This window comes from Pseudomonas sp. MDT1-85, assembly GCF_054898065.1.
Genome location: NZ_CM142715.1, coordinates 4,451,936 through 4,473,185 on the forward strand (window position 1 = coordinate 4,451,936; position 21,250 = coordinate 4,473,185).

At 61.5% G+C, this 21,250-nt stretch carries 8 protein-coding genes; 4 read left to right on the plus strand and 4 right to left on the minus strand.

Annotated elements, in window-relative coordinates; translation table 11 throughout:
• Positions 1-3: 3 nt before the first annotated feature.
• Positions 4-12,987, minus strand: a complete 12,984-nt coding sequence (locus ACYZT2_RS20075; protein ID WP_461966709.1) for a non-ribosomal peptide synthetase — start codon at positions 12,985-12,987, stop codon at positions 4-6.
• Between the two features lie 379 nt (positions 12,988-13,366).
• Here ACYZT2_RS20075 and ACYZT2_RS20080 point away from each other — a divergent pair, with 379 nt between their 5' ends.
• Complete coding sequence (locus tag ACYZT2_RS20080; RefSeq protein ID WP_007894994.1) at positions 13,367-13,915, plus strand: RNA polymerase factor sigma-70; 549 nt, start codon at positions 13,367-13,369, stop codon at positions 13,913-13,915.
• Between the two features lie 154 nt (positions 13,916-14,069).
• Here ACYZT2_RS20080 and ACYZT2_RS20085 read toward each other — a convergent pair whose 3' ends face one another.
• From ACYZT2_RS20085 to ACYZT2_RS20095, 3 genes are all read right to left on the minus strand, one after another.
• Complete coding sequence (locus ACYZT2_RS20085) at positions 14,070-15,083, minus strand: GNAT family N-acetyltransferase (protein WP_461966711.1); 1,014 nt, start codon at positions 15,081-15,083, stop codon at positions 14,070-14,072.
• Between the two features lie 113 nt (positions 15,084-15,196).
• Entirely contained in the window at positions 15,197-15,988 is a 792-nt protein-coding gene (locus ACYZT2_RS20090) for a substrate-binding periplasmic protein (protein WP_461966713.1), read from the minus strand.
• 92 nt (positions 15,989-16,080) lie between these two features.
• Positions 16,081-16,707, minus strand: coding sequence for a TetR/AcrR family transcriptional regulator (locus tag ACYZT2_RS20095; RefSeq protein WP_038982266.1), 627 nt, complete (start codon positions 16,705-16,707; stop codon positions 16,081-16,083).
• Between the two features lie 178 nt (positions 16,708-16,885).
• On the opposite strand from ACYZT2_RS20095, the gene ACYZT2_RS20100 reads away from it, so the two are divergent.
• The 3 genes from ACYZT2_RS20100 to atuC are packed head-to-tail and all read left to right on the plus strand — an operon-like array spanning position 16,886 to position 21,234.
• Positions 16,886-18,688, plus strand: a complete 1,803-nt coding sequence (locus ACYZT2_RS20100; RefSeq protein WP_461966715.1) for an acyclic terpene utilization AtuA family protein — start codon at positions 16,886-16,888, stop codon at positions 18,686-18,688.
• Between the two features lie 12 nt (positions 18,689-18,700).
• Positions 18,701-19,615: an SDR family oxidoreductase gene (locus tag ACYZT2_RS20105; RefSeq protein ID WP_461966717.1), complete on the plus strand. Its 915-nt coding sequence runs from the start codon at positions 18,701-18,703 to the stop codon at positions 19,613-19,615.
• 2 nt (positions 19,616-19,617) lie between these two features.
• Positions 19,618-21,234 carry a geranyl-CoA carboxylase subunit beta gene (atuC, locus tag ACYZT2_RS20110; protein WP_461966719.1) on the plus strand — a complete coding sequence of 539 codons (1,617 nt, stop codon included), beginning with the start codon at positions 19,618-19,620 and terminating at the stop codon, positions 21,232-21,234.
• The last annotated feature ends 16 nt before the right edge of the window (positions 21,235-21,250 follow it).

Genomic DNA, 21,250 nt, shown 5'->3' on the forward strand with positions numbered 1-21,250 from the left:
GAACTACAGCCCCTCCAACTCCGCCATCAGGTCATTAAGCCGATCCACCTTCTCCTCGGTAATGTCGCTCGCCGCCAACCCGTCGATGTACTTGGCCAACTCCGCCACCGTGCTGCACTCGAACATCGCCCGCAGCGGCACGTTGCGTTGCAGGGCTTTTTGCACCCGCGAGGCGATCTGTGTGGCCAGCAGCGAATGCCCGCCGAGTTCGAAGAAGTTGTCACGCACGCCGACCTTCTCGACCTTCAACACCTCGGCCCAAATATCCGCCAGGGTCTGTTCCAGCTCATTGCGCGGCGCCTGGTAGTCCTGGCTCTGCAACTGGCCAATCTCCAGCGCCGGCAAGGCCTTGCGATCGAGTTTGCCGTTGGCGTTGAGCGGCAGCTTGTCGAGCCACAACCAGTGCAGCGGCACCATGTATTCCGGCAATTCGCCGCGCAGACGTTGCTTGATGCGCTCCAGTCGTTCGTTCGGGTTCAGCGCCGAATCCGCTGCAACCAGATAGCCGACCAAATGCTTGCCGTTGACACCTTCCTGCACACCCACCGCTGCATCGCGAACTTCCGGTTGCTCGTGCAGACGGGCCTCGATTTCACCCAGTTCAATGCGGTAACCGCGGATCTTCACTTGATGGTCGATGCGCCCGACGTATTCCAACACGCCATCACTGCGACGTCGGGCCAGGTCGCCGGTGCGATACAAGCGATCCCCCGGCGCGCCGAACGGGTTCGGCACAAACACTTGCGCAGTGCGCAACGGATCGCTCACATAGCCGCGCCCCACACCGGTGCCGGCCACGCACAACTCACCCACCGCCCCCAACGGCACCAGTTCCAGCGCGCCATCGAGCAGGTACAAACGGTTGTTGTCGGTCGGCGTGCCAATCGGCAGATAACTGCCGCGCGTCGAAGCCAGGTCGACGCGGAAGAACGCCACATCGTCCGAGCATTCCGCCGGGCCATAGGCATTCACCAGACCAATTTCCGGGTAACGCAGCAACCATTGATGCGCCAGTTCCGGCGGCATCGCTTCACCGGTCGGCAGCATCCAGCGCAGGCCATCGAGACTCATGCGGTCCTGGACGAGCATGCCCTGAATCAGCGACGGCACGCTTTCCAGCACGGTGATGCCGTGGCTCTGAACATGGGCCAGCAACCCCTGCGGATCATGGGCAATGCTGTTCGGCACGATGTCCACCCGAGCGCCGAACAGCGGTGCGGCGAGGAACTGCCAGACCGAAATGTCGAAGCTTTGCGAGGCGGTCTGGGCGATCACATCGGCGGCGCTCAGTTTCAGGTACGGCACCTTGCTCAACTGGTTATTGAGCATGCCGCGCTGCTCGACCATCACGCCCTTCGGCAAGCCGGTGGAACCCGAGGTGTAGATCACATAGGCGAGGTTGTCCGGGCCACTGTAAATACCCGGATTGACCACCGAAACATCGCTCGCCTGCACGTCTTCCCAGACCAGCAATCGAGGTCGGTTGGCACAACCAAACTCTTCCAGCAGCGCGACGGCTTGTTCACGACACGCCTGAGTACAAACCAGCAACGGCGTGCGGCTCAGGTCAATGATGCGGCTCAAGCGCTGACTCGGCAGGCCCGGGTCCAGCGGCAGGTAACCGGCACCGGCCTTGAAGCTGCCAATGATCATGCCCAGCAGATCGAGGTTACGTTCGGCAAGTAGCGCCACCGGTTGATCCAGGCCGACGCCGGCTGCAATCAGCGCATGGCCGAGACGGTTGCTGCGCTGATTCAGCTCAACGTAGCTGTGTTGCTGATCCAGACAACTGGCGGCAACTCGCTGCGGATGCTCGGCAACCTGCGCTTCGAACAATGAGGCATAGCTCTGCTCCAGCGGGTAGTCGTGTTCGCTCTGGTTGCAGCCATGGATCAGGAAGTCCTGTTCCTCGGTGCCCAGCAGCGGCAGATCGGCCATGTCGCCATGGAAGCCTTCGACCAACGCCAGCAGCAGGCGCTTGAATTCACCGAGCATGCGCTCGACCGTGGATTCGTCGAAATAACGCTGGTCGTAGGACAGGTGCAAGCCCAGGTCATCGCCCGGATAACACACTGCCGTCAACGGGAAGTTGGTGTGGGTGCGGCCCGAATCCGAAGTCGCGTTGAGGCTTTGTGCACGGTCCAGCACCGAGACTTCCACCGGCGCGTTTTCGAACACGAACAGGCTGTCGAACAGCGGCTGGCCTTTAGGCAGTTCGCTGTTTTCCTGGATGCTCACCAGCGGCAGGTATTCGTACTCGCGCAGTTGCATGTTGCTGTCGAGCAAGCCAGTGAGCCACTGACGAACGCTGCAGCGCTGATCGTCTTCGGGCATTTTCACCCGCAGGGCGATGCTGTTGATGAACAGCCCGACGGTGCGTTGCATCTCCGGCATTTCCACCGGGCGCCCGGCCACCGTGACGCCAAACAGCACGTCGCGATCACCGCTCAAGCGACGCAGCACCAGCGCCCACGCCGCTTGGGCGAAGGTGTTGATGGTCAGCTGATGGGCCTGCGCCAGTTCGCGCAGTTGCGCACCATCGCGGGCATCGAGTCGGGTATAGCGGTCGCCGACGATCATGCCACCGCTGTCGCCGGCATGTTCACGCAGGAACGGCCGGTCGCTTGGAATCGGCGTGGTGCGCTCGAAACCTTGCAGGTTCTGCTGCCACCACTGTCGCGCTTCGGCCAGGCTCTGGCGTTGCAGCCAACCAATGTAATCGCGATAACGCGACACAAGCCCAAGCTGCGCTTCGCGGCCTTCGCCGAGGGCGGTGTAGATCTCGAAGAAATCGTTCATCAGCAGCGAACGGCACCAGGCATCGATGAGAATGTGGTGGTTGCTCATCATGAACCAGTAGCGCGCCGCGCCCACGCGGATCAAGCGCAGGTGGAACGGTGCCTGATTGAGCAAATCGAACCCGGCCTCACGCTCGCTTTTCAGCAGCGCCTGCAACTTCGGCTCTTGCTCGATTTCGGCAACCGCGCTCCAGTCCAGATATTCGATCGGCGTGCTGCCCGGTTTATGGATCACTTGCAGCATGTCTTCGCCGACGTTCCAGCAGAACGATGCGCGCAAGGCTTCGTGACGGGCGATCACCGCTTGCCAGGCCTGAGCGAAACGTTGCGGGTCGAGCTCGCTGTTAATGCGGTAGCGATCCTGCATGTAGTAGAGGCCGGTGCCCGGTTCGAGCAAGGTGTGCAGCAGCATGCCTTCCTGCATGGGCGTCAGCGGGTAGACGTCTTCGATTATCGCCGCCGGGACTGGCAATGCGTCGAGTTGCGGCTGAGTCAGTCTGGCCAGCGGGAAGTCCGACGGCGTCAGCCCGCCCGCGTTGTCGCTCAGGCAATGCTGGATCAGGCTTTGCAACTCGCCCAGATACGCCTCTGCCAGTTCGGTGATGGTTTGCAGATCGTGGCGTTCGGCGCTGAAGGTCCAGCGCAGCACTAACTCACCGCCGTAGACCTGACTGTCGACGCTCAGCTCGTTGGGCAGCGGCGCGTGTGGATCGTGGGCCGCGCCCACCGGTACATCGAGCGGACGGAACAGCGCATCACTGCCCAAGCTCTGGTCGAACTGACCCAGGTAGTTGAAGGTGATCGGCGCCACCGGCAGCGCGGCCATGGTCTGACGGCACACACCGTCGGCCAGGTAACGCAGCACGCCATAACCCAAACCTTTGTGCGGCACCGCGCGCAGTTGTTCCTTGATCGCCTTGATCGACGCACCCTGTTCACTCATGGGTGTGAGGCGCAGCGGATAGGCGCTGGTGAACCAGCCAACGGTGCGGGTCAGGTCGATCTCGTCGAACAGGGTTTCGCGGCCGTGGCCTTCGAGTTGAATCAACGCCGACTCATGACCGCTCCAGCGACACACCACACGGGCCAATGCGGTCAGCAGCAGGTCATTGACCTGAGTGCGATAGGCCGTCGGCGCCTGTTGCAGCAGTTGGCGGGTACGCTCGCTGTCGAGACGCACGCTGACGGTTTGCGCGTGACGATTTTGCTGGCCACCCTGCGGACGATCACACGGCAATTCAGCGCTTGGGCCGGCCAGTTGCGTCTGCCACCAACTCAATTCTTCACGCAGGGATTCGCTGCCGGCATAAGCCTGCAACCGTGCGGCCCAGTCTTTGAAGCCGCTGGTTTTTGCCGGCAGTTTTACTGATTGTCGGGACTCGATCTGACGATAAACCGTTTGCAGATCGTCCAGCAGCACCCGCCACGACACCCCGTCCACCACCAAGTGGTGAATGGCAATGAACAGCCGTTGTTGCCCCTCAGGATCATCGACCAGCAGCGCCCGCATTAGCGGCCCTTGCACAAGGTCGAGGCTGCGTTGGGCATCGGCGAACAGCGCCACGCATTTGTCCATGGCCGGCACATGCACCTGCCACAGCACGGCAGCGTCGGAAACCGCCTGGTGTTCGGCCTGCCAATGGCCGGCGACTTCGGTAAAGCGCAGGCGCAAGGCGTCGTGCTGTTCGATCACCGCCAGCAGCGCTTGCTCAAGACGATGAGGGTCGAGCGCCACGGTCGGTTCCAGCAGCAACGCCTGGTTCCAGTGTTGACGCCGGGGGATTTCAGTGTCGAAGAACCAATGCTGAATCGGCGTCAAACGCGATTCGCCCGTGAGCAGACCTTGCTCGGCGGTGACCTGCTCGGTGCGGGTCGCGACGGCGGCCAGCGTCTGCACGGTCTGGTGCTGGAACAAGTCCCGTGGGCTGAAATGGATACCCTGCTGCCGCGAACGGCTGACCACCTGGATCGACAGAATCGAATCGCCGCCCAGTTCGAAGAAATTGTCGTTGAGGCCGACCTGCTGGACGTTCAGCACGTCACACCAAATGCCAGCCAGGGTCAGCTCGAGTTCGTTGCTCGGCGCCACGTACTGCTGACGATTCAACTCCGGGTCCGGGACCGGCAGTGCGCGGCGGTCGAGTTTGCCGTTGGCGGTCAGCGGCATGCTGGCCAGCAGGATCAAGTGCGTCGGCACCATGTAATCCGGCAACTGCGATTTGAGGTGCGCCTTCAACGCTTCGCGCAATGCAGCTTGTTGCGCTTCATCCTGTTCGGCGACGTGGGTGACCAGGTAGCCGACCAATTGCTTGCCGCTCGGTGCGTCGAGGGCCAGCACCACCGCCTCACGCACGGATTCGTGTTCCAGCAAACGGGTTTCGATTTCGCCCAGTTCGATGCGGAAACCACGGATCTTCACTTGATGGTCGATCCGGCCGAGGTACTCGACCAGACCATCGGCGCGCTGACGGACAAGGTCGCCGGTGCGGTACAGACGTCCGCCCTTCACTGCAAAAGGATCGGCGACAAACCGTTCGGCGGTCATGCCTGGACGCTGGTGATACCCCTGCGCCAGACCTGCACCGCCGACATACAACTCGCCTGTCGCGCCTTGCGGCACCAACGCCAGATCGGCGTCGAGGATGTACGCCACCCGAGCGCCGATCACGCTGCCAATCGGCACACTGCCCAGCCCTTCTTCCAATTGCTCGGGTGCCACGCTGGAGAGCGGCATGACCACGGTTTCGGTTGGGCCGTAGGCATTGAAAAACAGGCTCGGCTTGAACGCCGCGCGAATTCGTTGCAGGTGTTCGCCGGTCAGCGCCTCGCCGCCGGTGATGCACATGCGCACCGGCAGGGTTTCGCCCTGGGTCGCCAGCCATTGCGCCAACTGGCTGCCGTAGCTTGGGGTGAAACCAAGAATATTGATGTTGTGGCGACGAATCAGCCCGCAAATCTCTTCTGCATCCCACTGGCCCTGAGCACGCAGGACAACCTGCGCGCCGCTCAACAGCGGCACCAGCAGACGTTCGGTCGCGGCATCGAAGTTGATCGAATAGAAGTGCAACTCACAGTCGTCGGGTCGCATGGCGAAACGTTCGATCACCGCGCGGCAATGCATGGCGATTTCACCGTGGGACACCACCACGCCTTTCGGTTTGCCGGTGGAGCCGGAGGTGTAAATCAGGTACGCCTGATGTTGCGGCAGGCTGATAAACGGCAGTTCGCTGGCCGGATAGTTGGCCAATGCAGCGGAGTCGTCTTCCAGGCACCATCGGCCGACGCTGACCGGCAATTCACCGAGCGCCGCGAACATCGCCGCATCGCTGAGCAGCAAACCGATGCCACTGTCTTCAATCATGTAGTGCAAGCGGTCCAGCGGGTATTCCGGGTCCAGCGGCACATACGCGCCGCCAGCCTTGAGGATCGCCAGCAGGCCGACGACCATCTCCAGCGAACGCTCCAAAGCCAGACCGACCCGAACCTGCGGCCCGACTCCACGTTCGCGAAGCATCCAGGCCAGACGATTGGCGCGGCTGTCGAGCTCGGCGTAGCTCAGGGTTTGTCCGGCGAAGGTCAGCGCCGGTGCGTCCTTGCGCACCAGAGCCTGCTCGCTGAACAGGTGATGGATGCATTGATCGAGGCGATGTTCGCCCGGCTCGATGCCAAGGCTGTCGAGCAGGTTTTGCTGTTCGGTGGCCTCCAGCAACGGCAGTTCGCTGAGGCGTTGTAGCGGATCGACGAGCAACGCTTCCAGCAGATTGCGCCAGTGCCCGGCCATGCGCGCAATGCGTGGTTCATCGAACAAATCGGTGCTGTAGGTCAGGCAGCAACCGAGGCGATGGTCGAGGTCGGTGACTTCCAGGTTGAGGTCGAACTTGGTCGCTCGCGCATCGTTGGCCAGGTACTCGACGGTCATCCCGGCCAGGGTGCGACTCTGCTGGAATTCCCAGCGCTGCACGTTGCACATCACCTGGAACAGCGGGTTGTACGCAGCACTGCGGGGCGGCTGCAAAGCTTCCACCAGATGATCGAACGGCAGGTCCTGATGGGACTGGCCTTCGATCACGGTGTGGCGAACCTGCTTGAACAACTCGCCGACGGACATCTGCCCGTCGAGCTGGCAACGCAGCACTTGAGTGTTGAGGAACGCGCCGATCAGCCCTTCGCTTTCCGGACGAATGCGGTTGGCCACCGGCGCACCGATGCGCAGATCGGTCTGGCCACTGTAGCGATAAAGCAGCACCGCCAGTGCGGCAGTCATGGTCATGAACAGGGTCAGACCGTTGTAGGCGTTGAAGGCACGAACCCGCGCCGCAAGATCATCGCTGAGGTCGAAGCGGAACAGTTCGCCCTGATGGCTTTGCACCGGCGGACGCGGACGATCGGCGGGCAATTCCAGCAGCGGATGTTCGCGGCCCAGTTGCGCGGTCCAGTAATCGAGCTGGCGCTGACGTTCGCCGGATTCCAGCCACTGACGCTGCCAGACGCTGTAATCCAGGTACTGCACCGGCAGTGGTTGCAGCGGCGAATCGCGGTCATCGACGAACGCTTCGTAGAGCGCGCTCAGTTCCCGGGCGAAGATGTCCATCGCCCAACCTTCGGTGACGATGTGGTGCAGGGTCAGGACGAAGTAATGCTCCTGCTCGGCGGTCTTGACCAGGCAAGCACGCAGCAGCGGTCCGGTTTCCAGATCGAAAGGTTTATGGGCTTCGTCATCGGCCAGTTGCTGGACCTGCCATTCGCGGCCATCGGCATCCAGCGTGGTGAAATCCTTCCAGTCCATGCGCAGGCGGGTGTCTGGATGAACCTGTTGCCGGGCCACGCCGTCGATGCTCGGGAACGTCGTGCGCAGGGTTTCGTGGCGCATGATCAACGCTTGCAGCGCCGCTTCGAAACGCCCGACATCCAGCACGCCGCGCAACCGCGCCATGCCGCCGACGTTGTAGGCCGGGCTGTCCGGTTCCATCTGCCAGAGGAACCACATGCGTTGCTGGGAATAGGACAGTGGCACCGGTTGGCTGCGATCGACTTTCTCGATCGGCGGCTGCTTGTTGGTTTTGCCGCTGGCCTGGATCAAGCGAACCTGTTCGGCAAAAGCAGCCAGTTCACTGGCCTCGAACAGCGCCCGCAACGGCAATTCGACGTCGCAGGCTTGGCGGGTACGGGAAATGATTTGCGTGGCCAGCAGCGAGTGGCCGCCTAGGGCGAAGAAATCATCGCGCAGGCCGATCTGTGTCTGGCCCAGCACCTCTCGCCAGATGCCGGCGATTTGTTGCTCAAGGGCTGTGACCGGTTCGACGTGTTCGCGGACCTGCCACTGAGGTTCCGGCAAGGCGCGACGGTCGAGTTTGCCGCTCGGGCTCAGGGGCATTTCATCCAGACGCATGAGTTGCGCCGGGACCATGTATTCCGGCAGCTCAGCGGCCAGCGCGGTTTTCAGGCGCGTGGTTTGAGCATCGATGGTTTCGCTGGTTTCAGTGGCGGTGTAGTAACCGATCAACTGCCCACCCGCCGCCGTTTCGCGCACCAGCACCACCGCTTGGGCGACGCCAGACTGCGCCAATAGACGCGCTTCGATTTCTTCCGGCTCGACACGAAAACCACGCAGTTTGACTTGCTGATCGAGACGACCGAGGTATTCGATCACACCATCGGCGGCCCAGCGAGCACGGTCACCGGTGCGGTACAGACGCGCGCCCTGCTCACCCAGCGGATCGACCACAAAGCGCTCGGCGGTCAGCGCCGGACGGCCCAGATAGCCGCGGGCCAAACCGCTACCACTGATGCACAGTTCACCCGGCACACCGGCCGGTACAGGATTGAGGTCACTGTCGAGCACGCGGCACAGCACGTTGCCCAATGGCCGGCCAATCGGCGAGCGCTCGCCATCGGCGGTTGTGCAATGCCAGTGGGTGACGTTGATTGCCGTTTCGGTCGGGCCGTAGCGGTTGTGCAGTTGCACCGCAGGCAAGTGTTCCAACACGCGGTTACGCTGTTCAGCGGGCAACGCTTCACCACCGGAGAACAGTCGACGCAGGCTGGTGCATTCTGCGCTGAGCGGTTCGTCGATGAACAAGGAAAGCAACGGCGGTACGAAGTGCAGCGTGGTCACACCGTATTGCTGAACCAGTTGCGCGATGCGGTGCGGATCGCGGTGTTCGCCGGGGCCCGCGAGCAGCAGACGGCATCCGGTGATCAGCGGCCAGAAGCATTCCCACACCGACACGTCGAAACTGATCGGCGCTTTTTGCATCAGTACGTCGGTTTGGTCCAGACGGTAGGTGGCTTGCATCCATTGCAGGCGTTCAGCGAGCGCCGCGTGAGTGTTGCCAACGCCCTTCGGTTGACCGGTGGAGCCGGAGGTATAAATCACGTAGGCCAGGTTGTCGCCGTGCAGGTGCAGACCCGGCGCATGGCTTGGCCAGTTCTCCAGATGCAGGGCGTCCATGGCAATCACGCTGACGCCGTCGGTGGCCGGCAGGCGGTCGAGCAATTCAGTTTGGGTCAGCAGCAGTTCGACGCCACTGTCACTGAGCATGTAGGCCAGCCGCTCAGCCGGGTAATCCGGGTCCAGCGGCACATAAGCGCCGCCGGCCTTGATGATCGCCAGCAAGCCAATCAACAACTGCGGCGAACGCTCGGCGGCGATGGCCACGCACACGTCCGGCCCGACACCTTTGTCACGCAGGTAATGCGCCAGGCGGTTGGCCTGAGCGTGCAGTTCGGCGAAATCCAGGCTGCCGCCGTCCCACAGCAGCGCGGTGCGCTCCGGGGTCTGGCGCGCCTGTTCGTTGAGCAACTCAGGCAGCCATTGGCTGGCCGGTGTGCACGGTACGGCGCTCCAGGCGGATTGCTGATCGTGCTCGCCCGGGGTCAGCAGTTGCAGGTCGCCGATGGCGGTCGTCGGTTGTTCGCAGACAGCTCGCAGCAGATTGGCGAAATGCTCGGCCAGCCGCTCGATAGTCGCTGCGTCGAACAGCTCGCTGGCGTAGTCGAACGACAGGCTCAGGCGACCATTGCGGTCTTCTTCACTGTGCAGCTGCAGGTCGAACTTGGCTTCGCGACTGTGCCACGGCAGCTCTTCGGCGAGCAGTCCCGGCAAGCGACGCAGTGCACTGAGATCCCGTTGCTGATGGTTGAACATCACCTGGAACAGACCCTGCTCGCGGGCCTGCGGGAAGGCTTCGAGCAGTTGTTCGAACGGCAGATCCTGATGCGCTTGCGCACCCAATGCGGCTTGACGGGATTGCGTCAGCAACTCAACGAACGGCAGTCGCGAATCCACCTCGGCGCGCAGCACTTGAGTGTTGATGAAGAAACCGATCAGCCCTTGGGTTTCCAGGCGCGGACGGTTGGCATTCGGCACGCCGATGCGGATATCGCGTTGGCCGCTATAGCGATGCAATAAGCTCTGGAATGCCGCGAGCAACAGCATGAACGGCGTCGATTCATGAGCCTGGGCAGTCTGGCGAATGGCATCGCTCAGGCTGGCGTCCAAACGCAGCGTGTGGCGGGCGGCGCTGTGAATGTGTTGCGCCGAACGCGGATGATCGGTGGCCAGGTTCAGGGTCGGATGATCAACGCCCAACTGCTCGGTCCAGTAAGCGAGTTGACGCTCGCCCTCGCCTTGCGCCAACCACTGACGCTGCCAACTGCCATAGTCGGCGTATTGCGTCGGCAAGGCTGGAAGGCTGGCGGTCTGGCCTTGAGAAGCGGCCGCGTACAGTCGCGAGAATTCGTCGATCAACACGTTCATCGACCAGCCGTCGGCGATGATGTGGTGCATCGTCACCAGCAGTTGATGGTCCTCATCGTCGAGGCGCACCAGGGTCACCCACAGCAGCGGGCCTTTTTCCAGATCGAACTGGGTACGAGCTTCGTCCTCGCGTATTTGCTGCGCGCGGGCTTCTCGCTCGACGATTGGCAGGTCGCTGATGTCGATCACTTGCAGGTTGAATTCGCCGGCAGCAATGACCTGTTGCAGGGCCACACCGTCACGTTCGAAAAACCGCGTGCGCAGGGATTCGTGACGTTCGATCAGTTGCTGGAAACTGGCGCGCAAGGCGTCTTCGTCCAGTTCGCCGCGCAGGCGCAAAGCACCGGGGATGTTGTAGGCGCTGCTCTGCGGGTCGAGTTGCCAGGTGATCCACAAACGGTTTTGCGCCAGGGATTGCGGCATGGCTTCGCTGCGCGACAAGGGCATGATCGCGCCTTGGGCCACGCCGCCATCCTGTTGTTGCCGGGCGACGGCGGCAGCGAATGCGCCGAGGGTTGTCGCTTCGAACAACAGGCGCAGATTCAGCTCCAGCCCCAACTCTTCACGCAGGCGTGCGACTACTTGGGTGGCGGCGATGGAGTTGCCGCCGAGCAGGAAGAAGTGATCGTCTGCGTTGATCTGCTTGACCTGCAATTGATCACACCAGATCTGGCCGATCAGGGTTTGCAGCTCTGAGCCGGTGCTGGTTTCAGACGTGCTTGCGATGTCTGCCGACGGGAACAGCGCATAGCTGTCGAGGCTGCCATCGGCCAGGCGATTACGGCACGCCGAGCGTTGGAGCTTACCGCTGGATGTCTTCGGCAACGCCCCCGGATTGAGCAATACCACCACGCTCGGCGCTTCCTGGTACGCCTCGGCCACTGCTTGACGGATGGCTTTGATCAGCGCCTCGGGCGGCAGGATTTTCTGCACGCTGCGGCTGATTTCCGCGGCGATGCCGATGCCCTCCTGACCCTCGATGTTGACTGCGAATGCGGCCACGCGACCTTTGCGCACCACCTCCACTTCTCGCTCGACAGTCTGCTCGATGTCCTGCGGATAGAGGTTGTGACCGCGAACGATCAGCATGTCTTTCAGGCGCCCGGTGATGAACAGCTCACCGTCACGCAAAAAGCCCAGGTCGCCGGTGCGCAGCCAGGTGCGGCCGGCGTGCTGGACGAAAGTCTTGGCCGTGGCTTCGGGATTGCGCCAGTAGCCATGGGCGATGCTCGGCCCGGCAGCCCAGATTTCACCGACCGCGTTGTCGGCGAGTTCTTCGAGCGATACGGCATCGACAATCAGCACCGCGTGATCCGGCTGGCTGATGCCGCAACTCATGATCGGATTGCCTTCGCCCGGCTCGGCACGGTTCTGCGCCAGCGCTTGATCATCCACACGCAACGATGGAATGCCCTGGCCGCGCGGGCTGCCGGCAACGAACAGTGTGGCTTCCGCCAGACCGTAAGAGGCCATGAAGCTGTCCGGTGTAAAGCCACAGGCCGCGAACTTCTCGGCGAAGCGCTCGAGGGTGTCGAGGCGAATCGGTTCGGAACCGGAATACGCCACGCGCCAGCCACTCAGGTCGAGGCGTTCCAGCGCCGATTCGCTGACCCGTTCGCTGCACAGTCGATAGGCGAAGTCCGGCCCGCCGCTGATGGTGCCGCCGTATTCGCTGATCGCCTCCAGCCAGCGCAATGGTCGGCCGAGGAAGTACGCCGGCGACATCAACACGCACGGTACACCGCTGAAAATCGGCTGCAACAGGCCACCGATCAGGCCCATGTCGTGGTACAGCGGCAACCAGCTGACGATCACGTCGTCGGGGTTCAGATCGATGCCGAATCCGTGACGAATCAGCAGTTCGTTGGCCACCAGGTTGCCGTGGCTGACTTGCACACCTTTAGGTAACGCAGTGGAACCGGAGGTGTATTGCAGGAAGGCGATGTGATCGCCGTGCAAGTCCGGCGCGACCCAGCGTTCGGCCAGGGCGCTGTCGAGGGTATCGACACACAACAGCGGCGGCGCCTCGTCGATTTGCAGCAACGCGTCGCGCAGGTCGGCGCTGGTCAACAGCAAGCGCGGTTCGGCATCGCCAATGATCGACAGCAGACGTTCCTGGTGATGACGACGGGTCGATTCAGGCGGATAGGCCGGCACTGCAATTACACCTGCGTACAGACAGCCAAAAAACGCCGCGACGTAATCCGGGCCGCTGGGAAACAGCAGCACCGCGCGATCACCGAACGACGCCTCGGCCTGCAACGCACCGGCAATGGTTCGCGCCCGTTGATCGAGCTCACGATAACTGAGCACCACCGCCTGATCCTGGGTTTCGGCGAGAAAACGCAAGGCCACCCGGTCCGGCGTCAGGGCCGCGCGGCGCTGAAGGGCTTGGACCAGTGTGCTAGGGAGTTCGAACGCGTCGGTCATGAGGTTTCCTGCCTGAATTCGGCTTGCAAGTGGAATCGGTTTTCGTACGTCACGCCCGTTCATGGACATGCAGGACGCGGTCTTCGCCGACCGCGCGAGGCTTGGGAATGCTGTTCTGGCCGGGGCTTGCGCCCGCAGCCATTCACCAATGAGAACGGATGAGGTCTTGAAATAATTAGTCGCCAGGCTTGAGCGCCAGCAGGCTTGCAGCCAGTAGGTGAGTCAGCGTGTCGCAGTTCTCACTCTGCTCTTTTGTGGAGCATTAATTCTCTTTCTCAATTGACAATCATTATCATTAAGCCTAATTTGTCGCTCGATGCGTAGGACGAATCTGACCCCCTGTCGTCCCACGACCCTATTTGCAGCAAGGTGATTTCCAATGACGGAACAAGTATCCACAAGCAGGTGCGATTCACCGCTACTTCAGGCCTTCGTCGACAATCGACTGATTCTGGTCAAGATTGCCGCCCGCATCACCGGTTGCCGATCACGCGCCGAAGACGTGGTGCAGGATGCGTTCTTCCGGCTGCAATCGGCGCCGCAGATCACGTCCTCAATCAAGGCGCAGCTCAGCTACCTGTTCCAGATCGTGCGCAACCTGGCGATCGATCATTACCGCAAGCAGGCGCTGGAGCAGAAGTATTCGGGGCCGGAAGAGGAAGGTCTGAACGTGGTGATTCAGGGCGCTTCGCCGGAAACCTCGCACATGAATTTCTCGACCCTGGAAAACATTGCCGATGCGCTGACGGAGCTGCCCAGTCGCACCCGTTACGCCTTCGAGATGTACCGTCTGCACGGCGTACCGCAAAAAGACATCGCCAAGGAACTCGGCGTCTCGCCAACCCTGGTGAACTTCATGATTCGTGACGCGCTGGTGCATTGCCGCAAGGTGTCGGGCAATCGTGCGGATACCTTTGCCCGCCGTTAGGATCTGGAATCTCGGCGCCTCCATCGCGAGCAGGCTCGCTCCCACATTCGATCTGCGGTGTTCACAAATGGTGTGTTCACAGGAGATTCAATGTGGGAGCGAGCCTGCTCGCGATGGCTGACTCAAGACCAAAGCAAGTCTTGAGCCTTACGCATCAAGCCAACGAACACCGATCAAAAAACCGCTCACGCCCCAGCACCATCAGCGCCGCGCGCTTGTGCGGGAAGTCGAACTCTTTTTCGCAGTGGAAACACTGATTGTGCATATGCCCGATCATCTTTGCGTTGTCGGCGCGAGGCTCGGCGACCAGCCGTTGAGTGCGTGGATCATCGAGAAACAGGTAATGCACCAGCGCCGATAGCCAGCTCGCCACCTTGTGCGGGCCGCGGTGATGTTCTTCGCCCACCAGCATGTGAATGCCACGGTCGTAATCGCCGGCGTCATAGAACGGCGCAATGCGATCTTCCTTGGCCCAATAGGCTTCGAAATAGGCAAACGGCTGATCATCGAAGCAACCGATCAGCGTCAAGGTGTGCGGGTCGGCTTCGAGCTTGCTCAGGTATTCGCGATGCTTCCGGAGACTGCCCTCCTCCTGCCAGAAACTCGCCACCCGCGGGCTGTTCTGCCAGCGGTTGAAACGCGCCAGGTCATGCTCGATTTCTACCGTGCGCAGGGAGACCCACGCACCGAGCCGCGCATCGAAGCGTCGATAGACCTCACCACGGGGTTTCACCGCACGCAATGGATGGCGCTTGCCGCCACTGATGACCATTTGCTGCGGATAACAGCCGTTGCGCGACTCACCCAGCCAAGGCTGGGGCAATTGCCAGAACAGCGTGCGTTCGCAGCGATACTGACCGGTGACTTCGGTCGCGATCAGCAACCCGCTGAGCAAGGCTTCGGTGGGCACGTCATCGAGTTGCCAGGTCAGACGCTGACAAGCCGCGTCACGGGCAAACAGCCAATAGCAGGCCGCCCAGAATGCCTGACCATCAGGACGACCGAAGCGTTCCTCCAGCCGCAGATGCAACTCGGGCTCGCGGGTCAGCCGCAGTTCGATCAACGGCTGCCCTTGCAGGCTGAGGCTCAGGCGGCTGGCGGTTTCATCGGCTACAAGACAGTTGCCTGACGGCAGGGCTAGGGTGGTCAAGTCATTCAGATTGGACATGGGAGGGGCTCACGGTAATCGTCGACAGTTCAACGATGTGACGTGAGCCGGAGCAGGAAATTTAAGCGCCGTCGCCAAATGCGCGTCTCATGGCACTCATCAGGGGGCACGAATCAGGGTTTGCCCGGTACCAAGGCAATTTTGTAGGGATCGAAAATCTTCAGCATCTGCCCATTGTCTCGCAGGCCTTGCAGCAACTTGCCGAATGCTTCGCCAGTAATCGGTGCCTGCGGGCGAATCAGCGCGTAATGGTGATAGACCTGATCGATGCGTTGGGACACCAGCAACTGCTCGCCGATTTTCTCGTTACGCAGCAGGTAATCGCTCAGGTAGGAACGTGTCACCAAGGCAATGTCCGCTCGTGCGCGCAGCACCATCAGCAAGTTGCTGTCATGGGAATAGGTCAGCGTGGCCTTGTAGGCGTCGGCCAGATACTTGGGATCGGCATTGAAATTGGCAAACTCGTAGTGATAGCCGCTGTACAGCGCCAGGCGCTTGCCCGTCAGGTCCTTGAAGTAATGCTCATCGCGATCGGGTTTCTTCTGCGCGACAAAGATTTCTGCATCTTCCAGGCCCATGTCGACGAGGGTGTGCGGGATGTCCTTCCACCCCCAGTCCGGGTTCTCGAAAATCGCCATGTCGACCCGGCCTTCCTTGAAATCGTTGAAACGTCGGGGAATCGAGGTGGGTACCAGCACAAACCGATAGTCGCTTTGCAACCGATTCAGCGCTTCCACCAGTTGCGGCAACAGACCTGTGTCGGCACCGGACTCCGGACGCACGGTGTAGGGTGGAAAATGTGCGGCACCGACCCGCACCAACTGTGCAGCCTGAGACGGCAACACCCAGCACACTGCAAGCGCCGCCAGCAAAAGCCGCGACGCCGTTCGAATTGGCGAAGACATCAAAACAGCCCACTCCCCAAAAAAATACTCATCAATGCATACAAGCTAGGCGGTTTCGCCGACTTAGCCAGTTTCTTGCCGAGATAGACGGCTCACTGCCGTTCTTCAAGCACCAGAATCAACGCCTCATCGGCCAATTGATCAAGGCTCATGCTGCCATCGGCACGAAACCAGGTGGTGGTCCAGGACAACGCGCCCGTCAGGAAACGGCGGGTGATGAACACGTCGCCACGGATAAAACCGGCGTCCTTGGCTTCGCCCAGCACCTGCAACCAGATGTCTTCATAAATATCACGCAACGCCAGGACCTGCGCCTGACCTTCTGCTGACAGCGAACGCCACTCATACACCAGCACTGCCATGGCCTCGCCGCTGCCGCCCATGATCGACTGCAATTCGCAACGAATCAGCGCCAGAACCCGCTCGCGCACACTGCCGGCTTCGGCCAGGGCTGCGCGCATCAACGCGGTGTTGTAGCGAATGGTCTCTTCCATCACTGCCCGCAGGATCTCGTCCTTGCTTTTGAAGTGATGAAAAATGCTGCCGGACTGAATGCCCACCGCACCAGCCAGATCACGCACGGTGGTACGTTCATAACCTTTATTGCGAAACAGGTGAGCGGCCACTTGCAGCAGTTTGCCGCGAGCGCTGTCCGGGTCGGTCAATTGGCCGCTGTCGACCAATTCGCGCATCACCCTCAGGGCTTTTTGCTCGTCCACCCGTTCTCTCCTACAGTCGATCAATCAATTGCGCCGCTGCCCGCTAAAACAGCGGGCTTGCGCGGGCAATTTAAGCTGGCGGGGGCGACCAAGCAAGCGCTTGGGTAGAAGATATTTCAGTCGTTTACAAACCAAGCGCTTGCTTGGTAGTCTCGAAACACTTCTGTCGGAGGTGGTTATGGAATTGGCTGCGCCTAAAACAATCCGCATCGGTTGCGCCAGCGCATTCTGGGGCGACACCTCGACCGCCGCCGAGCAACTGGTGGAAGGCGGGCGGCTGGATTACCTGGTGTTCGATTATCTGGCCGAAATCACGATGTCGATCATGGCCGGGGCGCGGATGAAAGATCCGGCGGCCGGCTACGCCAGCGACTTCATCGAAGTCCTCAGCCCTCTCCTCAACCAACTCGCGGAACAAAAGATCCGCGTTATCAGCAATGCCGGCGGCGTCAATCCACAGGCGTGTGCCGCGGCCCTGCAAGCGGCCTGCGACAAGGCCGGAGTGGCGCTGAAGATTGCCGTGTTGTCGGGCGACGATTTGCAACCGCAGTTCAAACGCCTGAGCAGCCTTGGCCTCCATGAGATGTTCAGTGGCGCGCCGCTGCCGCCGATGTGCGTGTCGACCAACGCCTATCTGGGCGCGCCGGGCATTGTCGAAGCCCTGCGTCTGGGCGCCGACATTGTGATTACCGGACGTGTGGTCGACAGCGCCGTGGTCAGCGCCGCGCTGGTGCATGAGTTCGGCTGGTCGTGGCACGACTACGACAAACTCGCCCAAGCTGCATTGGCCGGGCACCTCATTGAATGTGGCGCCCAATGCACTGGCGGCAATTTCACCGATTGGCACGACGTGCCCGATTACGAACACATCGGCTTTCCGATCGTCGAAGTCGGCGCCGACGGCCAGTTTATCCTCAGCAAACCCGACGGTTCCGGCGGTCTGGTCACGCCCCTGACGGTGGGCGAGCAGATGCTTTATGAAATCGGCGACCCGCAGGCCTATTTGCTGCCCGACGTGGTGTGCGATTTCAGTCAGGTCAAACTCGTGCAACAAGGCAAAAACACGGTTCAGGTGCATGGCGCAAAAGGCTTGCCGCCAACCGATCACTACAAGGTCAGCGCCACCTATCCGGACGGTTTCCGCTGTACCGCCAGCTGCCTGATCGCCGGAATCGATGCCGTGGCCAAGGCCCGACGGGTGAGCCAGGCGATCATCAACAAAACCTCGGAAATCTTCAGCCAGCGCGGCTGGGCGCCCTACAGCGAAGTGAACATCGAGCTACTGGGCAGCGAAGCCACTTATGGCCCTCATGGCCAGCGCCAGGACAGCCGCGAAGTGGTGATCAAACTCGCCGTGCGCCATCCGGGCAAACAGGCCTTGATTCTGTTCTCCCGGGAAATCGCCCAAGCCGCCACCGGCATGGCACCGGGGTTGACCGGGATCGTCGGCGGGCGGCCGACGGTGTACCCACTCATCCGGCTATTTTCATTCCTGATCGACAAAACGGCCTGCACCCTGGAAATCGACCTCGTCGGTGAGCGTCACCCATGCGCCTTGCCCGCCCTCGATGTACTCGACCCGGCTGACTTGCCGCTACCGTTCGATCCGCCCCAACCCACAGAACGCGCCGACGCCAGCGTGGCCCTGATCAAACTCGCCGTGGCGCGCTCCGGCGACAAGGGCAATCACAGCAATATCGGCGTCATGGCCCGCCATCCCGACTACCTGCCGTGGATCGCCGAAGCGCTGACACCGGAGGTGATGGTCGACTGGATGAGCCATGTCCTCGACCCGATCCACGGGCGTGTCGAACGCTGGTATTTACCCGGCACTCAGAGCTTTAATTTTCTTCTGGAGAACGCACTCGGCGGCGGTGGCGTGGCCAGCCTTCGGATCGATCCGCAAGGCAAGGCGTTCGCTCAACAACTGCTGGAGATCCAGATTCCGGTGCCGCAACGCATCGCCGATCAGGTCAACTAGAGGACCGTCGCCATGGCTTATGACTCGATTTACAAACCCGACCTGTTCGCTGGCCAAAACATCATCGTCACCGGTGGCGGCAGCGGCATCGGTCGTTGCACCGCCCACGAGCTCGCAGCCCTCGGCGCGCAGGTGCTGCTGGTGGGGCGAAATGTCGAGAAACTGAAAAAGGTCGCCGCTGAAATCACCGAAGACGGGGGTAAAGCCAGTTGGCAGGTCTGCGATATCCGCGATGAAGACGCCGTCACGCAATTGGTCAGCGAGCTGATCCGCAAACACGGTCCGATTCATGGACTGGTCAACAATGCTGGCGGGCAGTACCCCTCGCCGCTGGCGTCGATCAATCAGAAAGGTTTCGAAACCATCCTGCGCACCAACCTGGTGGGTGGTTTCCTGATGGCCCGTGAGGTGTTCAATCAGTCCATGAGCAAGCACGGCGGCGCCATCGTCAACATGCTCGCCGACATGTGGGGCGGCATGCCCGGCATGGGTCACTCGGGCGCGGCGCGCTCGGGCATGGACAACTTCACCAAGACCGCCGCGTTTGAATGGGGCTACGCCGGCGTGCGGGTCAACGCCGTCGCGCCAGGCTGGGTCGCCTCCAGCGGCATGGACACCTACGAAGGCGCGTTCCGGGCCGTGATCCCGACCCTGTGCGAACACGTGCCGCTCAAGCGCATCGGCACTGAATCGGAAATCAGCGCGGCGATTGTTTTCCTGCTCAGCCCGGCAGCCGCTTTTGTCAGCGGCAGCACATTGCGCATCGACGGTGCCGCCAGCCTCGGCGGGCGGGCCTGGCCGATGCACAAGGCGCAGAACAGTCATTCGTACAACGGCTTTCACCGCGCCTATTTACCCGAAGTACTCCGACCCGACGTGCCCAAACCAGACGCGTCCAATCCAGACGAGTTCAAGGACAAGGAATAACCATGCCGGTCATCCAGTCCCAGGTAGATCCGTTCAGCGCACCGTTCGCCCGCAACCGGGCGGCTATGCTGGCCGGCATCGAGCAGGTCCGTCAGCTCGAGCAGAACCTGCTGAGCAAAGCCGCCGAAGCCAAGCCCAGGTTCGACAAGCGCGGGCAACTGCTGCCCCGTGAACGCCTTAATCTATTGCTCGATCCCGGCGCGCCATTCCTCGAACTCGCGAGCCTGGCCGGCTACAAGCTGCACGACGACAAGGACGGCAGCTCGGCTGGCGGCGGTTTGATCGCCGGGATCGGTTACGTGTCCGGCGCACGGGTATTGGTGGTGGCGAACAACAGCGCGATCAAGGGTGGGACCATTTCCCCCAGCGGTTTGAAAAAATCCCTGCGCCTGCAACAGATCGCCATGGAAAACAAACTGCCGGTGATCACCCTCGCGGAGAGTGGGGGCGCCAACCTCAATTACGCGGCGGAGATTTTCGTCGAAGGCGCGCGCAGCTTTGCCAATCAGGCGCGGATGTCGGCCATGGGCTTGCCGCAGATCACCGTGGTCCATGGCTCGGCCACGGCGGGCGGTGCTTATCAACCAGGGTTGTCGGATTACGTGGTGGTGGTGCGCGGCAAGGCCAAGCTGTTTCTCGCCGGGCCGCCGCTGCTCAAGGCCGCCACTGGTGAAGTCGCTACCGACGAAGAACTGGGCGGCGCCGAGATGCACGCGCAAACCGCCGGCACCGCCGAATACCTGGCCGAAAACGATGCCGATGGTGTGCGCCAGGTGCGCGAGATCATGAGTTTGTTGCCGTGGAACGATCAACTGCCATGGTTACCCGAACGTCGGTGGGAAGAACCGCTCTACCCCATCGACGAACTGCTGGGTCTGATCCCGGATGACCCGAAAAAGCCCTACGACGTGCGCGAAATCATCGCCCGGATTGCCGACGCTTCGAACTTTCTCGAATTCAAGGGCGAGTTCGACCCGCAAACAATCTGCGGGCATTTGCAGATTCAAGGTCGAGCCTGCGGCTTCATCGGCAACAACGGCCCGATTACGCCCAAAGGTGCGAGCAAGGCTGCACAGTTCATTCAGCTCTGCGATCAGAGTCAGACGCCCCTGCTGTTTTTCCACAACACCACCGGTTTCATGGTCGGCACCGAGTCGGAACAACAAGGGGTGATCAAGCACGGCGCCAAAATGATTCAAGCGGTGGCCAATGCTCGGGTGCCTAAATTGACGATCGTCGTCGGCGGCTCCTACGGCGCCGGTAATTATGCGATGTGTGGCCGTGGCCTCGACCCGCGTTTCATCTTCGCCTGGCCCAACAGCCGCACCGCTGTGATGGGCGGCGCCCAGGCCGGCAAAGTGTTGCGGATCGTCACCGAAGCCAAACAGCTCAAGGACGGGTTGGTGCCCGATCCGCAAATGCTCGACATGCTGGAACAGGTCACCGCGCAGAAACTCGACAGCCAGTCCACCGCGCTGTATGGCAGCGCCAACCTGTGGGACGACGGGCTGATCGATCCGCGGGACACCCGCACGTTGCTCGGGTATTTGCTGGATATCTGCCATGAGGCCGAGGTTCGTTCGCTGCAATCCAACAGTTTCGGCGTAGCCCGCTTCTAAGCGGCGATCAGGAGAA

Bases quoted from the DNA above. Each gene is read 5' to 3' on its own strand.
- ACYZT2_RS20105 (WP_461966717.1), top strand. From the start codon at position 18,701: ATGGCTTATGACTCGATTTACAAACCCGACCTGTTCGCTGGCCAAAAC.
- ACYZT2_RS20080 (WP_007894994.1), top strand. From the start codon at position 13,367: ATGACGGAACAAGTATCCACAAGCAGGTGCGATTCACCGCTACTTCAG.
- ACYZT2_RS20090 (WP_461966713.1), bottom strand. From the start codon at position 15,988: ATGTCTTCGCCAATTCGAACGGCGTCGCGGCTTTTGCTGGCGGCGCTT.
- ACYZT2_RS20100 (WP_461966715.1), top strand. From the start codon at position 16,886: ATGGAATTGGCTGCGCCTAAAACAATCCGCATCGGTTGCGCCAGCGCA.
- ACYZT2_RS20085 (WP_461966711.1), bottom strand. From the start codon at position 15,083: ATGTCCAATCTGAATGACTTGACCACCCTAGCCCTGCCGTCAGGCAAC.
- ACYZT2_RS20075 (WP_461966709.1), bottom strand. From the start codon at position 12,987: ATGACCGACGCGTTCGAACTCCCTAGCACACTGGTCCAAGCCCTTCAG.
- atuC (WP_461966719.1), top strand. From the start codon at position 19,618: ATGCCGGTCATCCAGTCCCAGGTAGATCCGTTCAGCGCACCGTTCGCC.